Source organism: Reichenbachiella sp., assembly GCF_039941815.1.
In the GTDB taxonomy this organism is placed as follows: Bacteria; Bacteroidota; Bacteroidia; order Cytophagales; family Cyclobacteriaceae; genus Reichenbachiella.
On record NZ_JBDVDW010000026.1, the window covers coordinates 1 to 16685 of the forward strand.

Consider the following 16685-nt stretch of genomic DNA (forward strand, 5'->3'; position numbering starts at 1 on the left):
CCACAGCCAAATTCTGATAGCCCGAGACAAAACTGGAGAAATTATCCGATTCCGAAACGTCAAGAAGATAGCTGTCCGCTCCACTCACCGCCTCCCAATGGGTGACAAACTCAGCCTGAGTATAATCAGTGGCGGATTGGGGAGTGGGTGCTTGAGAAATCGTGAGCGCAGGCTCACCTGTCGAACTAATCGATATACCAGAAGAATTGGCTGCTTTCACTCTATAATAATAGCTACTGCCCCTGGCTAAGTCTGAGATTTCTTGGGTAGTACCATTAACAAACAAATTATTGTATCCAGGTAAAAAACTAGAAAAATCATCAGATTCAGAAACATCCAAATAATAGGCCGATGATCCACCCTCGGCCTCCCAATTAGCACTAAAGGATGTCTCTGAAAAATCTGATGGTGTTGTGGTTTGTGGCTGACCAGGAACAGTGATTATTTCAATCACATTAGAATAATTGGATTCCCCGGAATTATTGATGGCTTTCAACCTATAGTAATAAGTAGTACCACCATCCAGGCCAATAATATCTATTGAAGTGCCTGTAATGGGATCATCATAACCTGCCAAAGGGTTGATAAAATCGTCGTTATCTGCGATTTCTACCAAATAGCTATCAGGAGAGATGGTATTGTCCTGCCAGTTGGCGGTAAACTGGTGCGGTTCAGGATTCGAAGCAGACTCAGCGGATGGATTTGCAGGTTTGAGCAGTACTGTTCCATGCACAGGTGAAGGGTCAGAAAATCCTGATGAATTCACCGCCTGTACGCGGTAATAGTATGTTTTTCCTCCGTCAAGTCCAATGACAGTCTCAGAGGTACCAGATGAAAATTTATTATCATACCCATCCACCACACTCGAAAAATCACTCACTTCGGATACATCCAATCGATAACTGGAAGCACCTGTTTCTGCTACCCAATTGGCTCTGAAGGAAGTTTGGTTCAAATGACTGGGTGCTGAAGTATTGGGCTCATCAGGAATCGTAATTGTACTCTTGCTGGCTGAGCTACTTGAGGTGGTAGTGCCAGACGTATCGTATGCTCTGACGCGAAAATAATAAGTAGTTCCAGGATTTAGACCAGTGACTGTTTGAGAGGTTCCAAGGACAGAGCGATTATTATAGCCACTGACATAAGAGCTAAATGAGGATGAGGTGGATACATCCAGTCTATAGCTATCCGCTCGCGTGACTGCTCCCCAGCTGGCCTCAAATGAATTTTGCTCTTGGTTACTGGCGTTGTTCAAGGAAGGTGTATTCGGTATGGTATATGCGTTTCGTCCATTGGAAGACACAGATGTACCGCTTCCATTGACTGCTCTGATTCTGTAATAATATTTTGTTGCAGATTGCAGACCTGTCACCGAGGCCTCTGTCACAGATCCGACATTCTTATTATTGTATCCACTCACAAATGATGAAAAGGAACTTGAAGTAGACACATCCAGTCGATAACTGGTGGCAGTATTGGTACTATGCCACCTCGCCAAAAATGAACTAACGGCTTGATCATCAGCTGATCTGGTGCTTGGTTTGACTGGTTCGGTAAGGACCGTTCTGACCGAGGTGCTTCTATCTCTAATCAAAGAGAGGGGAGCAAAGGGTATTTCACCACCACCACCTCCTCCTCCACCGCCATCGCCATCTTCACAGAAGTCAAAAGCAGTGACTATGATTCCGTAAGTAACACCACCGAACAGACCTGAAATCGTATGCTCACGCGTAGATCCCGCGACTATCGTACCCGGAGACTGAACCCAATCTCCCGTACCGATTCTATAGAAGACTTTATAGTTGTCAGCATTAGCAGAAGAGGTCCAGGTCAAATAAATAGTCGATTCAGTAATGTTACTTGCCGAAATAGAATTGATGCTAAACGCCCCCAACCCCGGACATGAGGCAAGGACTTGAATAGATATTGAAACGAAAAAAGCAACAAATGCGAGTGATTTGATCATGTATTTCATAGCTCTGGTTTTTAGTTTGGACTTATAGGATCTGGTATAGAAAACTCAGACGTGGAATTGGAAGAAGGCGACTTGCCCAGAAAGTAGGCAACCGCCCCTCCTAAAATGGCAACTGGTACGAATTTGAGTACCAATGGCACCTTTCGTTTTACACGAAACTGACTTGTGCGCACTACTTCATCTGTATTTTTGGTATCAGCTATCACAAAGCGGTAATCTTTACCTGGTTTCGTATGCGCAGGAAGGTGGAGTTTGTAGTGTCCTACATTTGCTATGTTAGGAAACGTCTGCACCTTTTTATCTCCCTTATAGAGATTGAAGTTGAGAATATTCTGTGGCCGGCCTCCGGTCCAGATAATGTTATAATCTCTCCTCCGTTTTAGAATCTGAATGTCTTCAAATCCTTCCATGTTGATAAATGGGATAAATACCCGGCCTCTGATCTCGAGTGCTACTTTTCCATTGAAGGAAGAGCCAAATTCCTTGCCGGCATCCCAGATAAGTTCTTTACCATATCCCGGTTTGATCTCCATGCCTACTTCCTTGCTGACCTTCTCAAGCGGATTTAGAAAATTGTCTTCGGATGAGTAGAGTCTGATAGTGTAATAGCGGCCGACAATAGAGTCTTCCAGATTATAGGTCAAATGAACCTGATTCTGATCAAATTCTATATTCGTGATTTGGATGGTTTGTGCATCTGCCTTTTGCCAGATGCCAGACAATAGCAGCATGACAGCCACCAAGCCATAGTTTTTCAATAACCTTTTCATTTTTTCTTTCCTTTTTAGCTGGGTTCATGATGACATTATTGATGTCATCATCGTGCATCTTGCACAGGTTGGTTTAGACTTTACTTCTTCAGTTGAGATATGGCCATTTGCCAAGTTTATATTTCAACTGCTTTGAAATTCTATATTAGTGTTTTCGACGATTCTCCTGACTTCAGCCATTTCTCTACCTCCTATTCCCATATTCTCCATGGTACTAATCAGATAGCCAGACATACAGTCCAGATGGACGTTATGAATGCCTTTAGAAATTTCAGTTGAGTTTAGGTTTTCCAAGTCCTGGCTCTCAGTCCTTACTGGTCCTCCAAAGGCTTCCATTAAATATGCCTTGTGTCTGGACTGTAATGATTGCATATCAACTCCTTTGAAATACTGTTCAAGCGCTCTGTCTGCAAGCACTTTGCGATAAAAAATATCAATAGCAATATCCAGTGATTTAGCTCCTCCTATTCTCTCATATAAACTCCTGGCATTTTCGTTATGCATACCCTCCTTTTGGTTTAATTGCTTCAAAGCGATTTCTCATAACTAATAATCGTACACAGGTGGCGCTTATGGCTAGATTATTATTAGCACCGCCTCTCTTATTTCCAAAACCGTCACTTTCATCTTATGAATGGTGACATGTAGACTAAATAAGCAGCGCTAAGGTAGATTCAGGAGTGATTTTCGACTATCAACGTCGTTACGAAAACCTACAGAATGGTAACATGCCTCTAACTTTCTACTGAGGTTGCGTATTATCGGATGTAATTTCTGTTCTTGGTAATTAGTCGATGAATGAGTCATCGGAAACTTTTTCGTCTTTGGGAGAATAGCCAAATTCATCATTAAAACACTTGCTGAAATAGGCGGGACTTGAGAATCCGACCTGATATGCAATCTCTGAAATGGTGGCCGCCTTTTTTTGCAACAAAGTCCTGGCTCTGCGCAATCGAAAATTTCTAATGAATAGACTGGGAGCCAGGCCGATCAGAGCCTGAAGTTTTCTATGTAAGTGTACTCTGCTCATTCCCATCTCTTCGCTGAGTTCTTCTACTCCAAAATTTTCGTTGCCCAGATTCCTTTCTACGGCTTCTGTCATTTTTTTGAGAAAATCCTGCTCCATCGAATTCACCTCTATATCCTTGGGTTCGAGCAACATCGATGTTTTGTACTTCTCTTGCAGTTTCTTTCTGATGGCAATTAAATTGTTGGTCCTGACAACCAGTTCACGAGTATTAAAAGGTTTTACTAAATAATCATCCGCCTGATTTTCGAGGCCCTCAAGTTTGTCCTCTTCATCTGATTTAGCCGTCAGCAGAATCACTGGAATATGACTGGTTCTTGGGTCTGTTTTTAGTTTTTTACACAAAGCTGTTCCATCCATTTTGGGCATCATGATGTCACTGATGATCAGGTCGGGAATAAGATTAAGAGCTTTTTCGAGGCCTTCCTCACCGTTCACAGCCAATTGTATTTGATATTTGTCTTCGAATGTTCCTTTTATGTATTCGCGAAGATCTGAATTATCTTCTACGATAAGGATTATTGGCTTGTCAGACTTTTCATCGTTGTAATGAGCGGACTCCAGGGCTTGGTCTTCTACGATCTGATGTCCTCGGCTTTTATGGACGCTGGTAGCGATTCCGACCACTTCTTCATCCGACAAGTGAGATTTTCCCATAGGGAGCACAATATGGAAGACCGCTCCCTGATCTGTTTCGCTATCTGCAAATATCTCCCCGTGGTGTAATTCTACGAATTCTTTGGCTATGGCAAGGCCAATGCCGGTTCCTTCATACTCTCGGGTCTCCGAACTATCCGCCTGAAAAAATCTGTCGAAAATGTAGGGTACTTTATCCGACGGAATACCAGGACCAGTATCTTTTACAATGATTTCGAGTCGCTCCGGCTCTTGCTGTTTGAGGCGCTTTAGTTCCAGTGTAATTGTGCCGTTTTCAGGTGTGAATTTAACCGCATTGGACAGCAGGTTGATTAGAACATGTTCCATTTTTTCCGCTTCATAATAAAGCGATATTTCATCCTCTTCACATATATATTCTAGTGAAATGTTTTTCTTTTCAACCAGAGATTGAAAAGAATAAAACAACCCACGAATAAGCGGAACAATGTTTTCAAATGAAGCTTTTAGTGAGGCTTTTCCCGCCTCGATTTTAGAGAGCTCCATGAGCTGATTGACCAGCTTGAGCAACCGCTGGGCGTTGCGCTGAACCATATTAAGCTTTTGAGTACCTTGGCTTGTAGATACTTCGCCAAATAGGCTCTCTATTGGACTCAAAATGAGGGATAGTGGAGTTCTAAACTCATGCGAGATATTGGCAAAGAACCGCGACTTCATTTTGTTCAACTCTTGGAGCTGATGTGTCTGTGATCTTTGAGACTCAAGCATTTTCTGTCTAAAGCTAGCCCTTCGTTTCAGCGAAATATAAACTAGGATAGCAGTGCCCAAAATAATCATGACACTGATGATCAAAAACACTCGCCAAAAAACATCTATCTGTTTTTGCTTCTGAAGGATGCTTATTTCCTGACTCTTTGAGAATAGCTCCTGCTCTTTGATGTCCGTTTCATATTTGGTCTGGATCTCACGAATCTGCTTATTTTCTGTCTGTCGAGACAGGCTATCGTTGACTGCAGTGTACTGCTTATAAAATGACAATGATTTCTCGAATTCACCAGTCGCTTCAAATAGCATACTAAGCGCACTCAATGCTACTCTAGTGCCAAAATAGTCACCATCACTCTTTCGCATTTCGAGTGCTTTCATCAGATGCCGTTCTGCTTCATCATACTTTCCCACCTGAGTCAAAATTTCACCAAGATGGATGTAATTCAGCGAAAGTCTTTTCTTGTCTCCCAGCTGCTCATTGATCTTCAGCGATCGCAGGCAGTACGTTTCTGCCATCTGATAATCTCCTTTGATTCGATAGATATTCCCAATGTTATCCAACGAATGGGCAACGTTTCTCTGGCTTCCCAAATCCTGCCTTATTTTCAGACTTTTATTAAAAAAGAATAAAGCACTGTCCAATTTTCCCTGTGACACACACACATTGCCAATATTATTGTAGTCCATGGCAACTTCAGCCTTCCTTCCGGTCTCCTGATCCAGCTTTAGGCTTTTCTCATGAAATGCCCTGGCTTTGTCATAATTGCCCTGATCATTATTGATCAGACCCATGTTGTTGTAGATGCTAGACATGCCATATTTATCATCAAATTTTTGCTTTAGCGCTATGCTCTTTAGATAGTATTTGAGTGCTTGTTCGAAATCTTCAAGTCGCTGATGTCCAACGCCGATATTTGTATAAAAACTTGATGAGAGTTGATCGTCTCCCATCTGTTCGCTGATTGCTCCCCCCTTTTTATAAAATTTTATTGCTTCATGCAAATTTCCCTTATACACGTGTATGTTACCGATAGACTTGTACACATAGGCTTGGCCTTCAAGGTCATTTAGCTCAAGGCGAATATCTAGTGCCCGATTGAGGTAGGAATGCGCCTCATCAAACCTGAACTGTCCACTGTAAATACCACCAAGTACATAATAAATATCAGCAATGCCCTCGTCGTCGGACAATTTATGGAATTGATCCAGAGATTTTAGCCCATATTCAATGGCCTGATCATAATTGCCACCAGCGTCAAGCCACTCAGCTATACTCATATTTGACCTGGCCAGTCCTTTTTGATAATTCAATTTCTCACTTAATGAAAGTGCTTGTTTGGCATAGAACTCTGAGCTATCCAAACTAGACTTCAGATAGGCCGTCACCAGCAGATTATACGTATCAACCAGCTCCTCGCCTTGCTGGGTTTTCGAACGACTCAGAAGACTGTCAATCTTATCTCTCTGTGAGAATGAAAGAGTAGGATAGGTGAAAAGAAACAAGAAAAGAATGCATCTGTAGCTGTTCACAAGATTTGTTTTTACTGACATGAAATATAATCACAACAACAAATATGTACAACCCCTAATGAAAAAGTGGATTAAGATGCATGAAGGTTACTTCGTTGAAAGGAAATGTAACGTGATTGAAATCGAAAAGAGTACTGGCCGATCATTTCGAGATAGTTTTTCTGGATCAAAAAAAATGGGCTGCATCCAAATGCAGCCCAGGGCATCGAGGAGTCATTCGCCAAACTCCGTCGCCCGCATTAGAATGAGATTAGTGAATACTGCGAATAAAAAGAGACTGCGCCCTCATGCAGTCTCTTAAACAACTCAAAATTACCATATAATATTTTTGACAATTGCGCTTAGCTTTATAGTGTCTGGTAGAATAATGAACTTGAAAGCTACTTTAACCGTATCGTCGCAGTATCTTTTTTGCCGCCACTATCAGTCTGTTGATTGCTTCCATTGTATTGGACAGCAATACTTCCTTCGACAAGTTTAATTTCATCAATCCTGGCATTTACAAAATCAGGGTTCATTTCAATATATTTATATGTGATTTTTGAATTCTCAGGAATATTAAAATCATGCACATCAATTTCTCCTACACTCTTCTGGTCTTTGTCCAATAGTATTACTTTGAAATCTATCCGTTTCAATTGACGATCAGATCCATTAGTTAGCTGATAAGACAATTCCAAGTTTTCCCAACCATACTTTTCTATCCTAATCACTTCGTCGACTTCAACATTTATCTGTCCGTTGTCGTAAGAGGAAGCTTGTGCCAATGCCGCCACACCAAACGATATGAAACATAAGGTGGCTACTATTTTTTTTATCATCATATCTGGTGACAGATGATAATTGATCATTTTTATTGACATTGTATTTTTCATGGCGAATGAATTTTTTTTAATTGATAAATTTGTTTTCTAAATCAGACGTGCGCTGGTAGACACGGCTGATTGATGACTCGCTTTTCGCTAAATCATTGAATTTAGAGCTGTTATCGCCAAGACTATTACATAAGCAATTAGCGCAACATGTACTACTGACAATCCTGCTTTGATTGTATCTTTTGTTCGTGAATTCATAATGATATTATTTAGAGTGTTATAAAATTATTTCTTGCTTGATCCGCCTTTGTTCTCTTTGATCGACACCTGGCTGGATATTGGAATTAAATACTTTTTGTGCACCGCCCCCTGCTTATCAGTCCCTATTGCCCTTACCCAATATTTGTTGTTTGAGTAGCGACCCAACACTACGGCCTCTACCTGAGTACCGTCTTTCATGACCACCATTACGTGCTCACGCACATGGATCACTTCTTCCTTCGAGCTATTTGATTTTTTGTTTGTTTCTATACCTTGGCCGTGAACTGCACCAAATGCTAACCAGGCAATGAGAAAAGTGATTATTGAATTTTTCATGTGAATGCATTTTTGGTTTCTATAAAAATTTATGAGACAAAGGTGTGGGTTGCAAACGTGATAAATCGGCCAAAAAATCACCCAAAATGGGCATCGGAGGGGTAGAAATAGGACAAAAAACGGGTGAGATTCAATGAAAATGGCCTAAATAGGAGGTTTTCCTAAAGAATTTGGACATATAGATGAGCTTTAGCGAAAAAGCCAAATAACTACAAAATCAGTCCAACTATTAAAGCAGTTAGGAACACCCATAGTAGACTGAGGATGTCTTTAAATCGGCAGCATAACTAGTCGCGTTTTTAATCGGGAAGAGTATAAATTAATCACTACGGAGCGTAGGGAGGTTTTAGTTCTTTAGGTTTTTCTGGGTTGGTGTTGCCATGGCAAAAACCAAATGTGCTTAAAGGTGCGGTGGGTTTTCTACGTCACTGAAACCTAACGATTAGTGTATGGTGTCGTGCGGGATTACGAAGCGATTTCCTATCAGTTTACACCGATTTTTTTACGAGCCACAAACGCTTGAATACCGCCAAAACCCGCATGCACTATACACATTGTTGTAGCCAGTTGTTGTTCATCCATTCCGAAATCTATAATCTATCACTTTCCTGTTTTCAATCGTTAAGATTAAAGAACCAGTATCAATTCCTTTTCTTGCCATACCAAGATAATATCAAAACTCTTTTTCAGACTTCTTTTCTGGTTCACCCAGTAAATTAATAACCTCGTAAGCAGTCAAACCAACAAGTTTATGTTTTCTAATCAGGTCTTTTCTCATATCCCAACGAAGAGTCATGGTTGATTCTGTTTCAGTCCATTTTTTCCATTTTTCAGAATCAAATTTTGTCTGGCTACATGAAATTATTGATAATGTCAATATCAAAATTATAAACCCGTATTTGAAGTCTTTTCTGAGCATTATTATCTTTTTATCCTTTCATGGTTTTCGAACCTTCTGTAATCGATTGTACCTATTTGATTATCTTCTATTTTTGTAAAAGATTCAATTTCAAACACGAATCTTTTTGAATCACTGGAAAAATCCCCAAAAATAAATTGTCTAGTTATTGCTCTTAGAAATACTTCTATTTTTGAAACAAGCAGGTGATTCGATTTTAAATAAATCTCATCCAATTTCTTTGGGTCACCTAACATTTCATAAAACTCTTTTTCTCCATAATAGTCTTTCAACACCTCTGATTCTATTAACTCCCATTCTTTTTTAGAGTCAAATTCTTGCTCAGTTCCAAGTATTGCATCAAGATTAAAGTAACGGGCTTTCTGTCCATACTTAGATAATGCTTTGCAAATTGCAATAATGGTTCCATCTCTTGTTATTATATCATAGTCATCTTGCGCGAAAGGACGATTTATTGGGATACAAATATTTTCAATCTTACTCTTTAGAAATTCTATATCATGTCCTTGTTTGTAATTCCAAATCTCACCAGGATTAGGTAATCTATTATTAAGTTCTTTGAAATTTAAACATAACATTGATTTAAAAAGTCTCTCTAAACCTCCAGATAAAAAAATTAATACAGGGTCATAGAAATCATTAACCGCACTTATTTTTTGAATCTCAGCAAGTCCATTTCTAAGATATTTAATAGAATTCCCTATCTCAATTATAACTGCTATATTTCTATATATATCATTCATTTCGATTGGCTACAACAATTCAGTAAGTATACAAAAGTACACTTATATACCGTATGGCATCATCTGATCTATAGGGTTGCTTATTTTGTTCTTCCCTAATACTGCAACATGAGGGTATATTTTATAACTGCTCTTTGCGTCTGAGTTCTACGATAGAAATTGTCCTATGGCCTTGAGAGGTCTTGTCCTCAACGTCAGATGCGGGCTTGATGGGTAAATGACCTTCTCCAGATTTTGGCGGTCGATTTGAATTGTGTTAAGATGAAATTACAAATTAGAGCTTCCTATGCTTGAAATGCTAATGTTAAATAACTTGAATTTAGGCAGTTGCAGTCTCAAACATCCCATCGACGACCTTGATCAAATTCTCAGGTTCAAAAGGTTTAACTACATAATTAACTGCGCCTAGGGCTCTGGCCTCGTCTACGATACTGGCTTGACCAAGTGCACTGACCATCACCACCTTACATTCAATTCCATCTTCGCGAATGGCTTGAAGTATGTCCAGACCATGCATATCAGGAAGGATATTGTCGAGTGTTATCAAATCAGGCTCCAATCCATAACACAAATCAATGGCCATTTCTCCATTTCCAGCCTCACCGACTACTTCATATCCCGCTTTTTCCAACGTACGTCTGATCAAGTGTCTCATGTATCCCGAATCGTCAATTATCAATACTCGTTTCATAGTAATTTTGCTTAGTTGCTCAATATTTTCCAATTGATACCCCGGTGGCTCGTCAGAGTAATCATCTATTCAAATATCTTTTAATTTTAACCCAATTTGTAGTGAAATTGAGGATACTCGATCATCCAACATTTTTGGTAGTTGAATCACATTTTTTGCTCTTTGAAATGATTTGTCCAAGTGATGACAATCAAAGAACAGCGAATCTTGAAGTGGCCCTTAGGAGTGGTTAACTTTCGGTATTCCGAAATATTTGGTTGGCTACCTCTACCAAATGATGTGAATCGAATGGCTTGACCACATAGTCGGTAGCGCCCATTGTTTTTGCTTCTTCCACGATACTCGACTGCCCTAATCCGCTGACCATGAGCACCTCGGAGGTGACGCCTTCCTCCCGAATGGCTTTTAGGATGTCCATGCCATGCATGTCAGGCAAAATATTGTCCAGGGTGATCAAATCGGGCTTGAGTTTGATGCACAGATCTATCGCCAATTCTCCGCTACCTGCTTCCCCTACTATTTGATACCCTGCTTTTTCTAACGCGGTTTTGATCAGGGATCTCATGTATCCCGAATCGTCAATTACAATTACGGTTTTCTTACTTTGATTCATTTCAATTATTACCTAGTTCGCAAACTCATTGACAGCCTTTACGACGTCGCTTGGGGTAAACGGTTTAACAATGTACTTGGAAGCGCCTAATTCCAGTACGTCGGAAATGGTAGACTGCTGACCCACGGCGCTGATCATAATCACCACTGCGTCTATCCCCTCCTCTCTGATAACTTTTAGGATATCCAAGCCCAACATGTCAGGCAAAATGTTATCCAGAGTTATCACATCAGGGTTTTTCTCAATGGCCATATCTATGGCAGCTTCTCCTGTTTCGGCCTCTCCGATTACCTCATATCCAGCTTTGGTAAGCGCACGGTTTATAACCTTGCGCGTATATCCCGAATCATCAACTATTAACACTTTCTTGTTCATATCTTTCTCTGATTGGTGTTAGTCTTTTTTTATAAATTCTGGTTGAATTGTTGTGAACGTCAAATATGTCTATACTCTCGTTGGGCATGGTGTCGTAGTATCCTAGCACCAGATATCCACCGTCTTTCAGACAATTATTAAGAAAATTCAGAATCCTACTTTTCAATTCTGAGTCGAAATAAATCATCACATTTCTACAGAAAATCATATCAAATTTTTTATCCATTTTGAGCTCCACCAAATTATGGCGCTTATAGGTCACTTTCCTGGTATATCGCTTCTTGATGTTGGCATTTGTATCATTGAACTCGAAATAATCTTCAAGAGACTTATCAGGAAAAAATTTCAAGAAAGGCCTTAGATAGTTCTTCAAAGCTGCTTTCGAATAGACTCCTTTTTTTGCCTTATCGAGCGCTGTCTGGCTAAGGTCTGTAGCTAGCATATTAGATTTGAATAGCATATTGGATTCTTCCAATACAATAGCCATAGTATAAATTTCTTCGCCTGTGGAGCAGCCCGCATGCCAGATGTCTATCTCATTGGCCTTACTGAAGGTGGGAAGAATTTCGTCCCTTATCATCGCCCACGCATCCGGATTTCTAAATAGCTCTGTAAGGTTGACCAATAGATCATCAATACTGCTCGTGAAAAAATCATCATCCTTAAGAATTTTGCCCCACAGGTCGATCATTCCTTTCATTTTATGCTTGGTCATCAATCGGGTAATTCCCCGGTTAAGAGACTTTACCTCATAGTTGGTAAAATCCAATCCATATCTTTTTTTCATTGCCAGCATCAGGGCTTTTACTTCTTCTTCTGATATCATTTTTCTACTGGCGCATTTTCTAAAATTTCAAATTCTTCTATTTGCTCCAATACCTCAAATAGTGAGCTATTAAAAAGCCACAAAAAATCTGGTGACATGCCCAGTTTTGGTATATGCATTTGGCAGTGAAGAACTAGTATTGGATTTAGCAGGGCGGCTTCTCTGCTAATAACCTGTTCCACTTCAGTGGCATATACTGCTTGAATTTTTGGCACGTCTCCATACAAATCGACACGGAGTTTATCAGCCATTTCAGAAATGGTGGCAGCGGCCAATACGTTTTCTATTTCTTTCAGAAATTCAATAAGAATCGCGCGATTTCCATCGGTCATTTCATCTGTCAGGCACTCCGACCCAATGAGTTTCATTTCTTCTTTGGTAAGAAGAAAATAATTGATGCCTGTGACACCTCCAACCAGTTCGGTTTTTAGCATTACCACGTGATCTTTGATGTCTCGCTTATGCCCAAGCCCTTGTGCCAGCCAAGTTTCATACTTCTCCAAATTGACTCGAACAGGGCTGACCTCATGGCCTAGCATCGTAGTAAGCGCCTGTGCCGTTTTTTCTACTCCGTATTCCAGGATGTATCGGGCTTTGTATTCCTCGTTTGTGGTGATCTCCCTACTCGTGGTCATGAGGCGCTTTTAGATTCTTGAACTTTGAGTTTGGATTTATAGAGGATGTCTGCGATGGCTACCACATCTACTACCAGACAAACATTTCCGTTACCTAGAATAGTGGTTCCGCTCATTAGTTTGTTAGTGTCCAACGGCTTTGGAATTGTTTTTTCTATTATCTCTTTTTGTTGCAGAAGTTTATCTACTACAATTCCAATGTATTTATTGCCATGTGACACCACGATTACGTCAAATTTTTCGTCGTCACCACAAGCATCAAATGTTTTATGAAAAGTCCCTGGCTCATAGACATCGGAAAAATCCTTCATATTGAATAAGTCACTAAAAAATACAATCGAAATCGTTTGCTTCAAGTAACTAGACATGAGCCCGATGCCAGCCTTATGGATATCTTTCTTGTGAAGGGATATTACAGCTTCTGTGTAAGCCAAAGCAAAGGCAAATTCTTGCTCTCCCATTTGAAAAAGAAGGACACCTTTGACAGCCATGGAAGAGGGTAGTTTCAGGCTCACTGTTGTGCCTACTCCTACTTCTGTATTGATCATGATTTGTCCACCAATAGATTCGGTAGAGTTTTTGACCACGTCCATACCAACACCTCGACCTGATATTTCACTGACCTCTTCTGCATTGGAAAATCCAGGTTCAAAAATGAACATGATTATTTCATCACTTGACAGCTGATCCAGATACTCAGGGGTAGCCATCCCCTTTTCCAGTACTTTTTTCCGAATGGCACTTGCGTCTATCCCTTTTCCGTCGTCGGTGACTTCTACTATTACATTGTCCTTTTCACTTCTGGCGGACAAAGTGATAGTGGCTTCTTCCAGCTTATTGAGGCGTTCTCTCTCCTCGGGGCTTTCAATGCCATGACTTACAGCATTTCGAATCAGATGAACCATAGAATCGCTCATAATCTTGAGAATATTGCGATCGATTTCAACCTCAGTTCCCTTTACCTTGAGCTGCACGTTTTTATTTTCAATGGCGGCTACGTCACGAGCGATTCGGTGAAATTTATTGAAGAGTGTTCCTATCTGAACCAGACGAACGTCCATCACACTGTATTGCAAATCTGATGTAATCCTCTGAAGACCTGCGTACTCGGTATTTCTTTGACCATTCACAGCATTGATTGCCATCAGGCGATCCCGTTCAATAATCAACTGACCTACCTGGTTCATCAGTGTATCCAGCTTCCTGATAGGCACTTGTACTAAGTCTGTAATTGCCACCTTGTCTTGAAGATTTTTCAAGAGGTCAGCATTTTCCTCGCTTGATTCCGGACTCATACTATCCAGCAGATCCAACACAGATTTTTCATCGTTTTCAGTAAGCGAAGGTCGTGATTGACTGTCCTCGCCTAGATCATCTGGGGGATTCTGGGATTCTGGTTCACTTGTTTCTTGTCCGAGCACTAGCTCTACGGGTTCAGCTGGTACTTCGTTCTCGATTTGCTGAACCTCCTCTTCTGCTACTGTATCGTAATTATCTTCAGACTGATCAGGATTATTTTGGAAAATTCCTTTTACTTTTTTCCACCATTTTCCCCATAAACTATCTTCTTCTACCTCTAAATGTTCCTGGCTTTCATAGTCTTGGACAAGGTCGATGGTTTCAGTGTTAGCCATGTACTCCTCCTCACGTGCTGACTTGGGCTTTTCTGATTCGGACTGATTTACTACTACCTCCTCAGCAACAGTATCTCCATTTTCACTAGAATTCGGAGTCTTTTCATCGCTAGCACGAGCCTTTCTCAATATGACCTCAAGTTTGGTTTTGATTCCTTTGTGGCTGATTTTTTCCTTCGTTCTTATATTGGCAATTAGTTCTCCCAACTTATCGCTTGCCTTATATAGACTGGTAAATAAAGATTTGCTTGTCTCGAGTTCTCCTGCTTTGATGGCCATGAAGATATCTTCGGTGACATGGGATACATCCGCAATGCCACTGAATCCCATTCCCATCGCACTTCCTTTTAGTGTATGAGTGATTCGAAATATCTCGTCTATGATATCATCATTGTCGGGATTGGCTTCGAATGATGTAAGTAGCTCATTGAGCTGTTGGTGCATTTCCTGAGCTTCGAAGGAAAACATTTCCAACAATTCTTCCTCTTCTTGTGCACTCATCGAAAGATCCATTTTCTCTTATATTTAAGACAAACAACTAATAATAAATTCTCCCATTTCATGAATGGGGACTACTCGATCCACACACCCACTGGCTATCGCTTCTTTTGGCATTCCAAAAACTACGGAGGTATCACGGTCTTGCGCTATGGCAAAACCTCCTTTTGCCTTGATCGCTTTCAATCCTTTGGTACCATCTCTTCCCATGCCTGTTAGTATCGTGCCTATGGCCTTTCCGCCATAAACATCTGCTACTGATAGCATCAGTGAATTGATCGATGGATTGTTGTATTCTTCAAAGACTTCATCCACAAAATCCACCACGACTTTTCCAGATGCTTTATTTTTTCTGATAATCATATTTCTATCTCCTGGAGCGATATAGATTATCCCGTCCTCGATAGGCATTCTCTTTTCTGCTACACGTACTTCCTGTGGCACAAGCAAATTCAATCTTTTTGCAAATGAGTTTACAAAATTTGCAGGCATGTGCTGAGCAATAAGGACAGGTACAATCAGGTTTCGTGGAAATTTCGTTATTACTTTCTCCAGCGCATTAGGTCCTCCGGTAGACGAGCCTATGACGACGACATCGTATTCGCGTTGTGCGCTGAAAGTGTGCTTCAAATGATTGATTTCCGACCGTCCGGAAACCAATTTATTTACATCCACTTTCGCCGCCTGCCGTACTTTTTTTATGATTTCGGAGTCTATTGTCCTGAGCTTAGCCGTATTTCCTTCAGGTTTATTTAGATAGTCAAAAGCACCAAGGTTTAGGGCCGAGAGAATGGGGCCAATATTATTATTACCGACTGTACTAAGAATCACCACTGGCACCGGACACTCCTGCATGATCATCTCTACTCCATAGAGTCCATCATATTTTGGCATTAGCATATCCATCAAAACCACATCGGGATGATGATATTTGGTTTTCTCCAACGCCTGTTTTCCGTTTTCTGCTGTAGCTATCACTTTTATGGTCTTGTCTGCGCTTAGTATATCTTTGATCAATAATTGCATAAAGCCCGAATCATCGGCAATAAGTACTCTTATCTGAGGTGAGGTCATCTACTTACTTTAGTTCAAGGAAAAATGGACTCACAACTTGGTTTTAATCTCTCCACTCTGCATCATCAGCAGCACATCTATCAAAATGATCATTCGGCCTTTGATCTTGACGATACCTTTAATAACAGATTCGTCCAAGGTGGAATGTTGCATGATATTGGCCGAGCTGTCAATTTTGGATGACAATACGGTGAGTGTATTAGGAACTTCTTTGACCAATATTCCGACATGATATTCCTCGCTTTCAATTACCAAAGTGTAGTTTATTCCATGGCCATTAGAGGCCTTTTTAGATCGGCCATTCAGCCCGAATTTCTCTTCAAAGTCCATGATTGAAATCACATTTCCCCGAATGTTAGCAATGCCCTTTACATAATCGGGTGTTTGCGGCATGGTCGAAATACGTGGAGTGAGTACGACTTCTTTGATCTGGGCTATAGGCAGAGCATATTCTCCTTCTCCGAGTTTGAAGACTATCAATTGCTCTCGTGTTCCTTCTTCGATTTGCTCTTGCTCTTCGATTTCCTCTAGTACCTCCTGTTGATTATCTGGTTCCATATCTCTTTGTTCGCTTTTGATC

Annotated in this window: 16 protein-coding genes; all 16 read right to left on the minus strand. The window is 40.6% G+C overall.

The window, feature by feature from the left end; genetic code table 11:
- A partial coding sequence (locus tag ABJF11_RS04610) for a fibronectin type III domain-containing protein (RefSeq protein WP_348118386.1) occupies nucleotides 1-1975 on the minus strand: 1975 nt, incomplete at its 3' end.
- An 11-nt stretch (nucleotides 1976-1986) separates the two neighbouring features.
- Nucleotides 1987-2745, minus strand: a complete 759-nt coding sequence (locus tag ABJF11_RS04615; protein WP_348118389.1) for a hypothetical protein — start codon at nucleotides 2743-2745, stop codon at nucleotides 1987-1989.
- Between the two features lie 123 nt (nucleotides 2746-2868).
- Nucleotides 2869-3249 carry a group 1 truncated hemoglobin gene (locus ABJF11_RS04620; protein ID WP_348118390.1) on the minus strand — a complete coding sequence of 127 codons (381 nt, stop codon included), beginning with the start codon at nucleotides 3247-3249 and terminating at the stop codon, nucleotides 2869-2871.
- Between the two features lie 283 nt (nucleotides 3250-3532).
- Nucleotides 3533-6706: a tetratricopeptide repeat protein gene (locus ABJF11_RS04625; RefSeq protein WP_348118392.1), complete on the minus strand. Its 3174-nt coding sequence runs from the start codon at nucleotides 6704-6706 to the stop codon at nucleotides 3533-3535.
- Nucleotides 6707-7065: 359 nt separating this feature from the next.
- Complete coding sequence (locus tag ABJF11_RS04630; protein WP_348118394.1) at nucleotides 7066-7560, minus strand: hypothetical protein; 495 nt, start codon at nucleotides 7558-7560, stop codon at nucleotides 7066-7068.
- Nucleotides 7561-7785: 225 nt separating this feature from the next.
- Nucleotides 7786-8097 (minus strand): hypothetical protein, encoded by a 312-nt coding sequence (locus tag ABJF11_RS04635; protein ID WP_348118396.1) that lies wholly within the window; start codon nucleotides 8095-8097, stop codon nucleotides 7786-7788.
- Between the two features lie 673 nt (nucleotides 8098-8770).
- A complete protein-coding gene (locus ABJF11_RS04640; protein ID WP_348118398.1) occupies nucleotides 8771-9016 on the minus strand; it encodes a hypothetical protein in 246 nt (81 codons plus the stop codon).
- A 2-nt stretch (nucleotides 9017-9018) separates the two neighbouring features.
- Nucleotides 9019-9759, minus strand: a complete 741-nt coding sequence (locus ABJF11_RS04645) for a hypothetical protein (RefSeq protein ID WP_348118399.1) — start codon at nucleotides 9757-9759, stop codon at nucleotides 9019-9021.
- 319 nt (nucleotides 9760-10078) lie between these two features.
- Entirely contained in the window at nucleotides 10079-10450 is a 372-nt protein-coding gene (locus tag ABJF11_RS04650; protein WP_348118402.1) for a response regulator, read from the minus strand.
- Between the two features lie 229 nt (nucleotides 10451-10679).
- Complete coding sequence (locus tag ABJF11_RS04655) at nucleotides 10680-11063, minus strand: response regulator (RefSeq protein WP_348118405.1); 384 nt, start codon at nucleotides 11061-11063, stop codon at nucleotides 10680-10682.
- Between the two features lie 12 nt (nucleotides 11064-11075).
- A complete protein-coding gene (locus ABJF11_RS04660; RefSeq protein ID WP_348118406.1) occupies nucleotides 11076-11438 on the minus strand; it encodes a response regulator in 363 nt (120 codons plus the stop codon).
- Nucleotides 11413-12264, minus strand: a complete 852-nt coding sequence (locus ABJF11_RS04665) for a protein-glutamate O-methyltransferase CheR (protein ID WP_348118408.1) — start codon at nucleotides 12262-12264, stop codon at nucleotides 11413-11415. The genes ABJF11_RS04660 and ABJF11_RS04665 overlap by 26 nt, the downstream gene beginning before the upstream one ends.
- Nucleotides 12261-12899 carry a hypothetical protein gene (locus tag ABJF11_RS04670; RefSeq protein WP_348118410.1) on the minus strand — a complete coding sequence of 213 codons (639 nt, stop codon included), beginning with the start codon at nucleotides 12897-12899 and terminating at the stop codon, nucleotides 12261-12263. The genes ABJF11_RS04665 and ABJF11_RS04670 overlap by 4 nt, the downstream gene beginning before the upstream one ends.
- Nucleotides 12896-15046, minus strand: coding sequence for a chemotaxis protein CheA (locus tag ABJF11_RS04675; RefSeq protein ID WP_348118412.1), 2151 nt, complete (start codon nucleotides 15044-15046; stop codon nucleotides 12896-12898). The genes ABJF11_RS04670 and ABJF11_RS04675 overlap by 4 nt, the downstream gene beginning before the upstream one ends.
- 12 nt (nucleotides 15047-15058) lie before the next feature.
- Nucleotides 15059-16105 (minus strand): chemotaxis-specific protein-glutamate methyltransferase CheB, encoded by a 1047-nt coding sequence (gene cheB, locus ABJF11_RS04680; protein ID WP_348118413.1) that lies wholly within the window; start codon nucleotides 16103-16105, stop codon nucleotides 15059-15061.
- A 30-nt stretch (nucleotides 16106-16135) separates the two neighbouring features.
- Nucleotides 16136-16663 (minus strand): chemotaxis protein CheW, encoded by a 528-nt coding sequence (locus tag ABJF11_RS04685; protein ID WP_348118416.1) that lies wholly within the window; start codon nucleotides 16661-16663, stop codon nucleotides 16136-16138.
- Nucleotides 16664-16685 lie beyond the last annotated feature (22 nt).

Coding starts and splice junctions, on each gene's coding strand:
- ABJF11_RS04615 (WP_348118389.1), bottom strand. CDS start 2,745: ATGAAAAGGTTATTGAAAAACTATGGCTTGGTGGCTGTCATGCTGCTA.
- ABJF11_RS04620 (WP_348118390.1), bottom strand. CDS start 3,249: ATGCATAACGAAAATGCCAGGAGTTTATATGAGAGAATAGGAGGAGCT.
- ABJF11_RS04625 (WP_348118392.1), bottom strand. CDS start 6,706: ATGTCAGTAAAAACAAATCTTGTGAACAGCTACAGATGCATTCTTTTC.
- ABJF11_RS04630 (WP_348118394.1), bottom strand. CDS start 7,560: ATGAAAAATACAATGTCAATAAAAATGATCAATTATCATCTGTCACCA.
- ABJF11_RS04635 (WP_348118396.1), bottom strand. CDS start 8,097: ATGAAAAATTCAATAATCACTTTTCTCATTGCCTGGTTAGCATTTGGT.
- ABJF11_RS04640 (WP_348118398.1), bottom strand. CDS start 9,016: ATGCTCAGAAAAGACTTCAAATACGGGTTTATAATTTTGATATTGACA.
- ABJF11_RS04645 (WP_348118399.1), bottom strand. CDS start 9,759: ATGAATGATATATATAGAAATATAGCAGTTATAATTGAGATAGGGAAT.
- ABJF11_RS04650 (WP_348118402.1), bottom strand. CDS start 10,450: ATGAAACGAGTATTGATAATTGACGATTCGGGATACATGAGACACTTG.
- ABJF11_RS04655 (WP_348118405.1), bottom strand. CDS start 11,063: ATGAATCAAAGTAAGAAAACCGTAATTGTAATTGACGATTCGGGATAC.
- ABJF11_RS04660 (WP_348118406.1), bottom strand. CDS start 11,438: ATGAACAAGAAAGTGTTAATAGTTGATGATTCGGGATATACGCGCAAG.
- ABJF11_RS04665 (WP_348118408.1), bottom strand. CDS start 12,264: ATGATATCAGAAGAAGAAGTAAAAGCCCTGATGCTGGCAATGAAAAAA.
- ABJF11_RS04670 (WP_348118410.1), bottom strand. CDS start 12,899: ATGACCACGAGTAGGGAGATCACCACAAACGAGGAATACAAAGCCCGA.
- ABJF11_RS04675 (WP_348118412.1), bottom strand. CDS start 15,046: ATGGATCTTTCGATGAGTGCACAAGAAGAGGAAGAATTGTTGGAAATG.
- cheB (WP_348118413.1), bottom strand. CDS start 16,105: ATGACCTCACCTCAGATAAGAGTACTTATTGCCGATGATTCGGGCTTT.
- ABJF11_RS04685 (WP_348118416.1), bottom strand. CDS start 16,663: ATGGAACCAGATAATCAACAGGAGGTACTAGAGGAAATCGAAGAGCAA.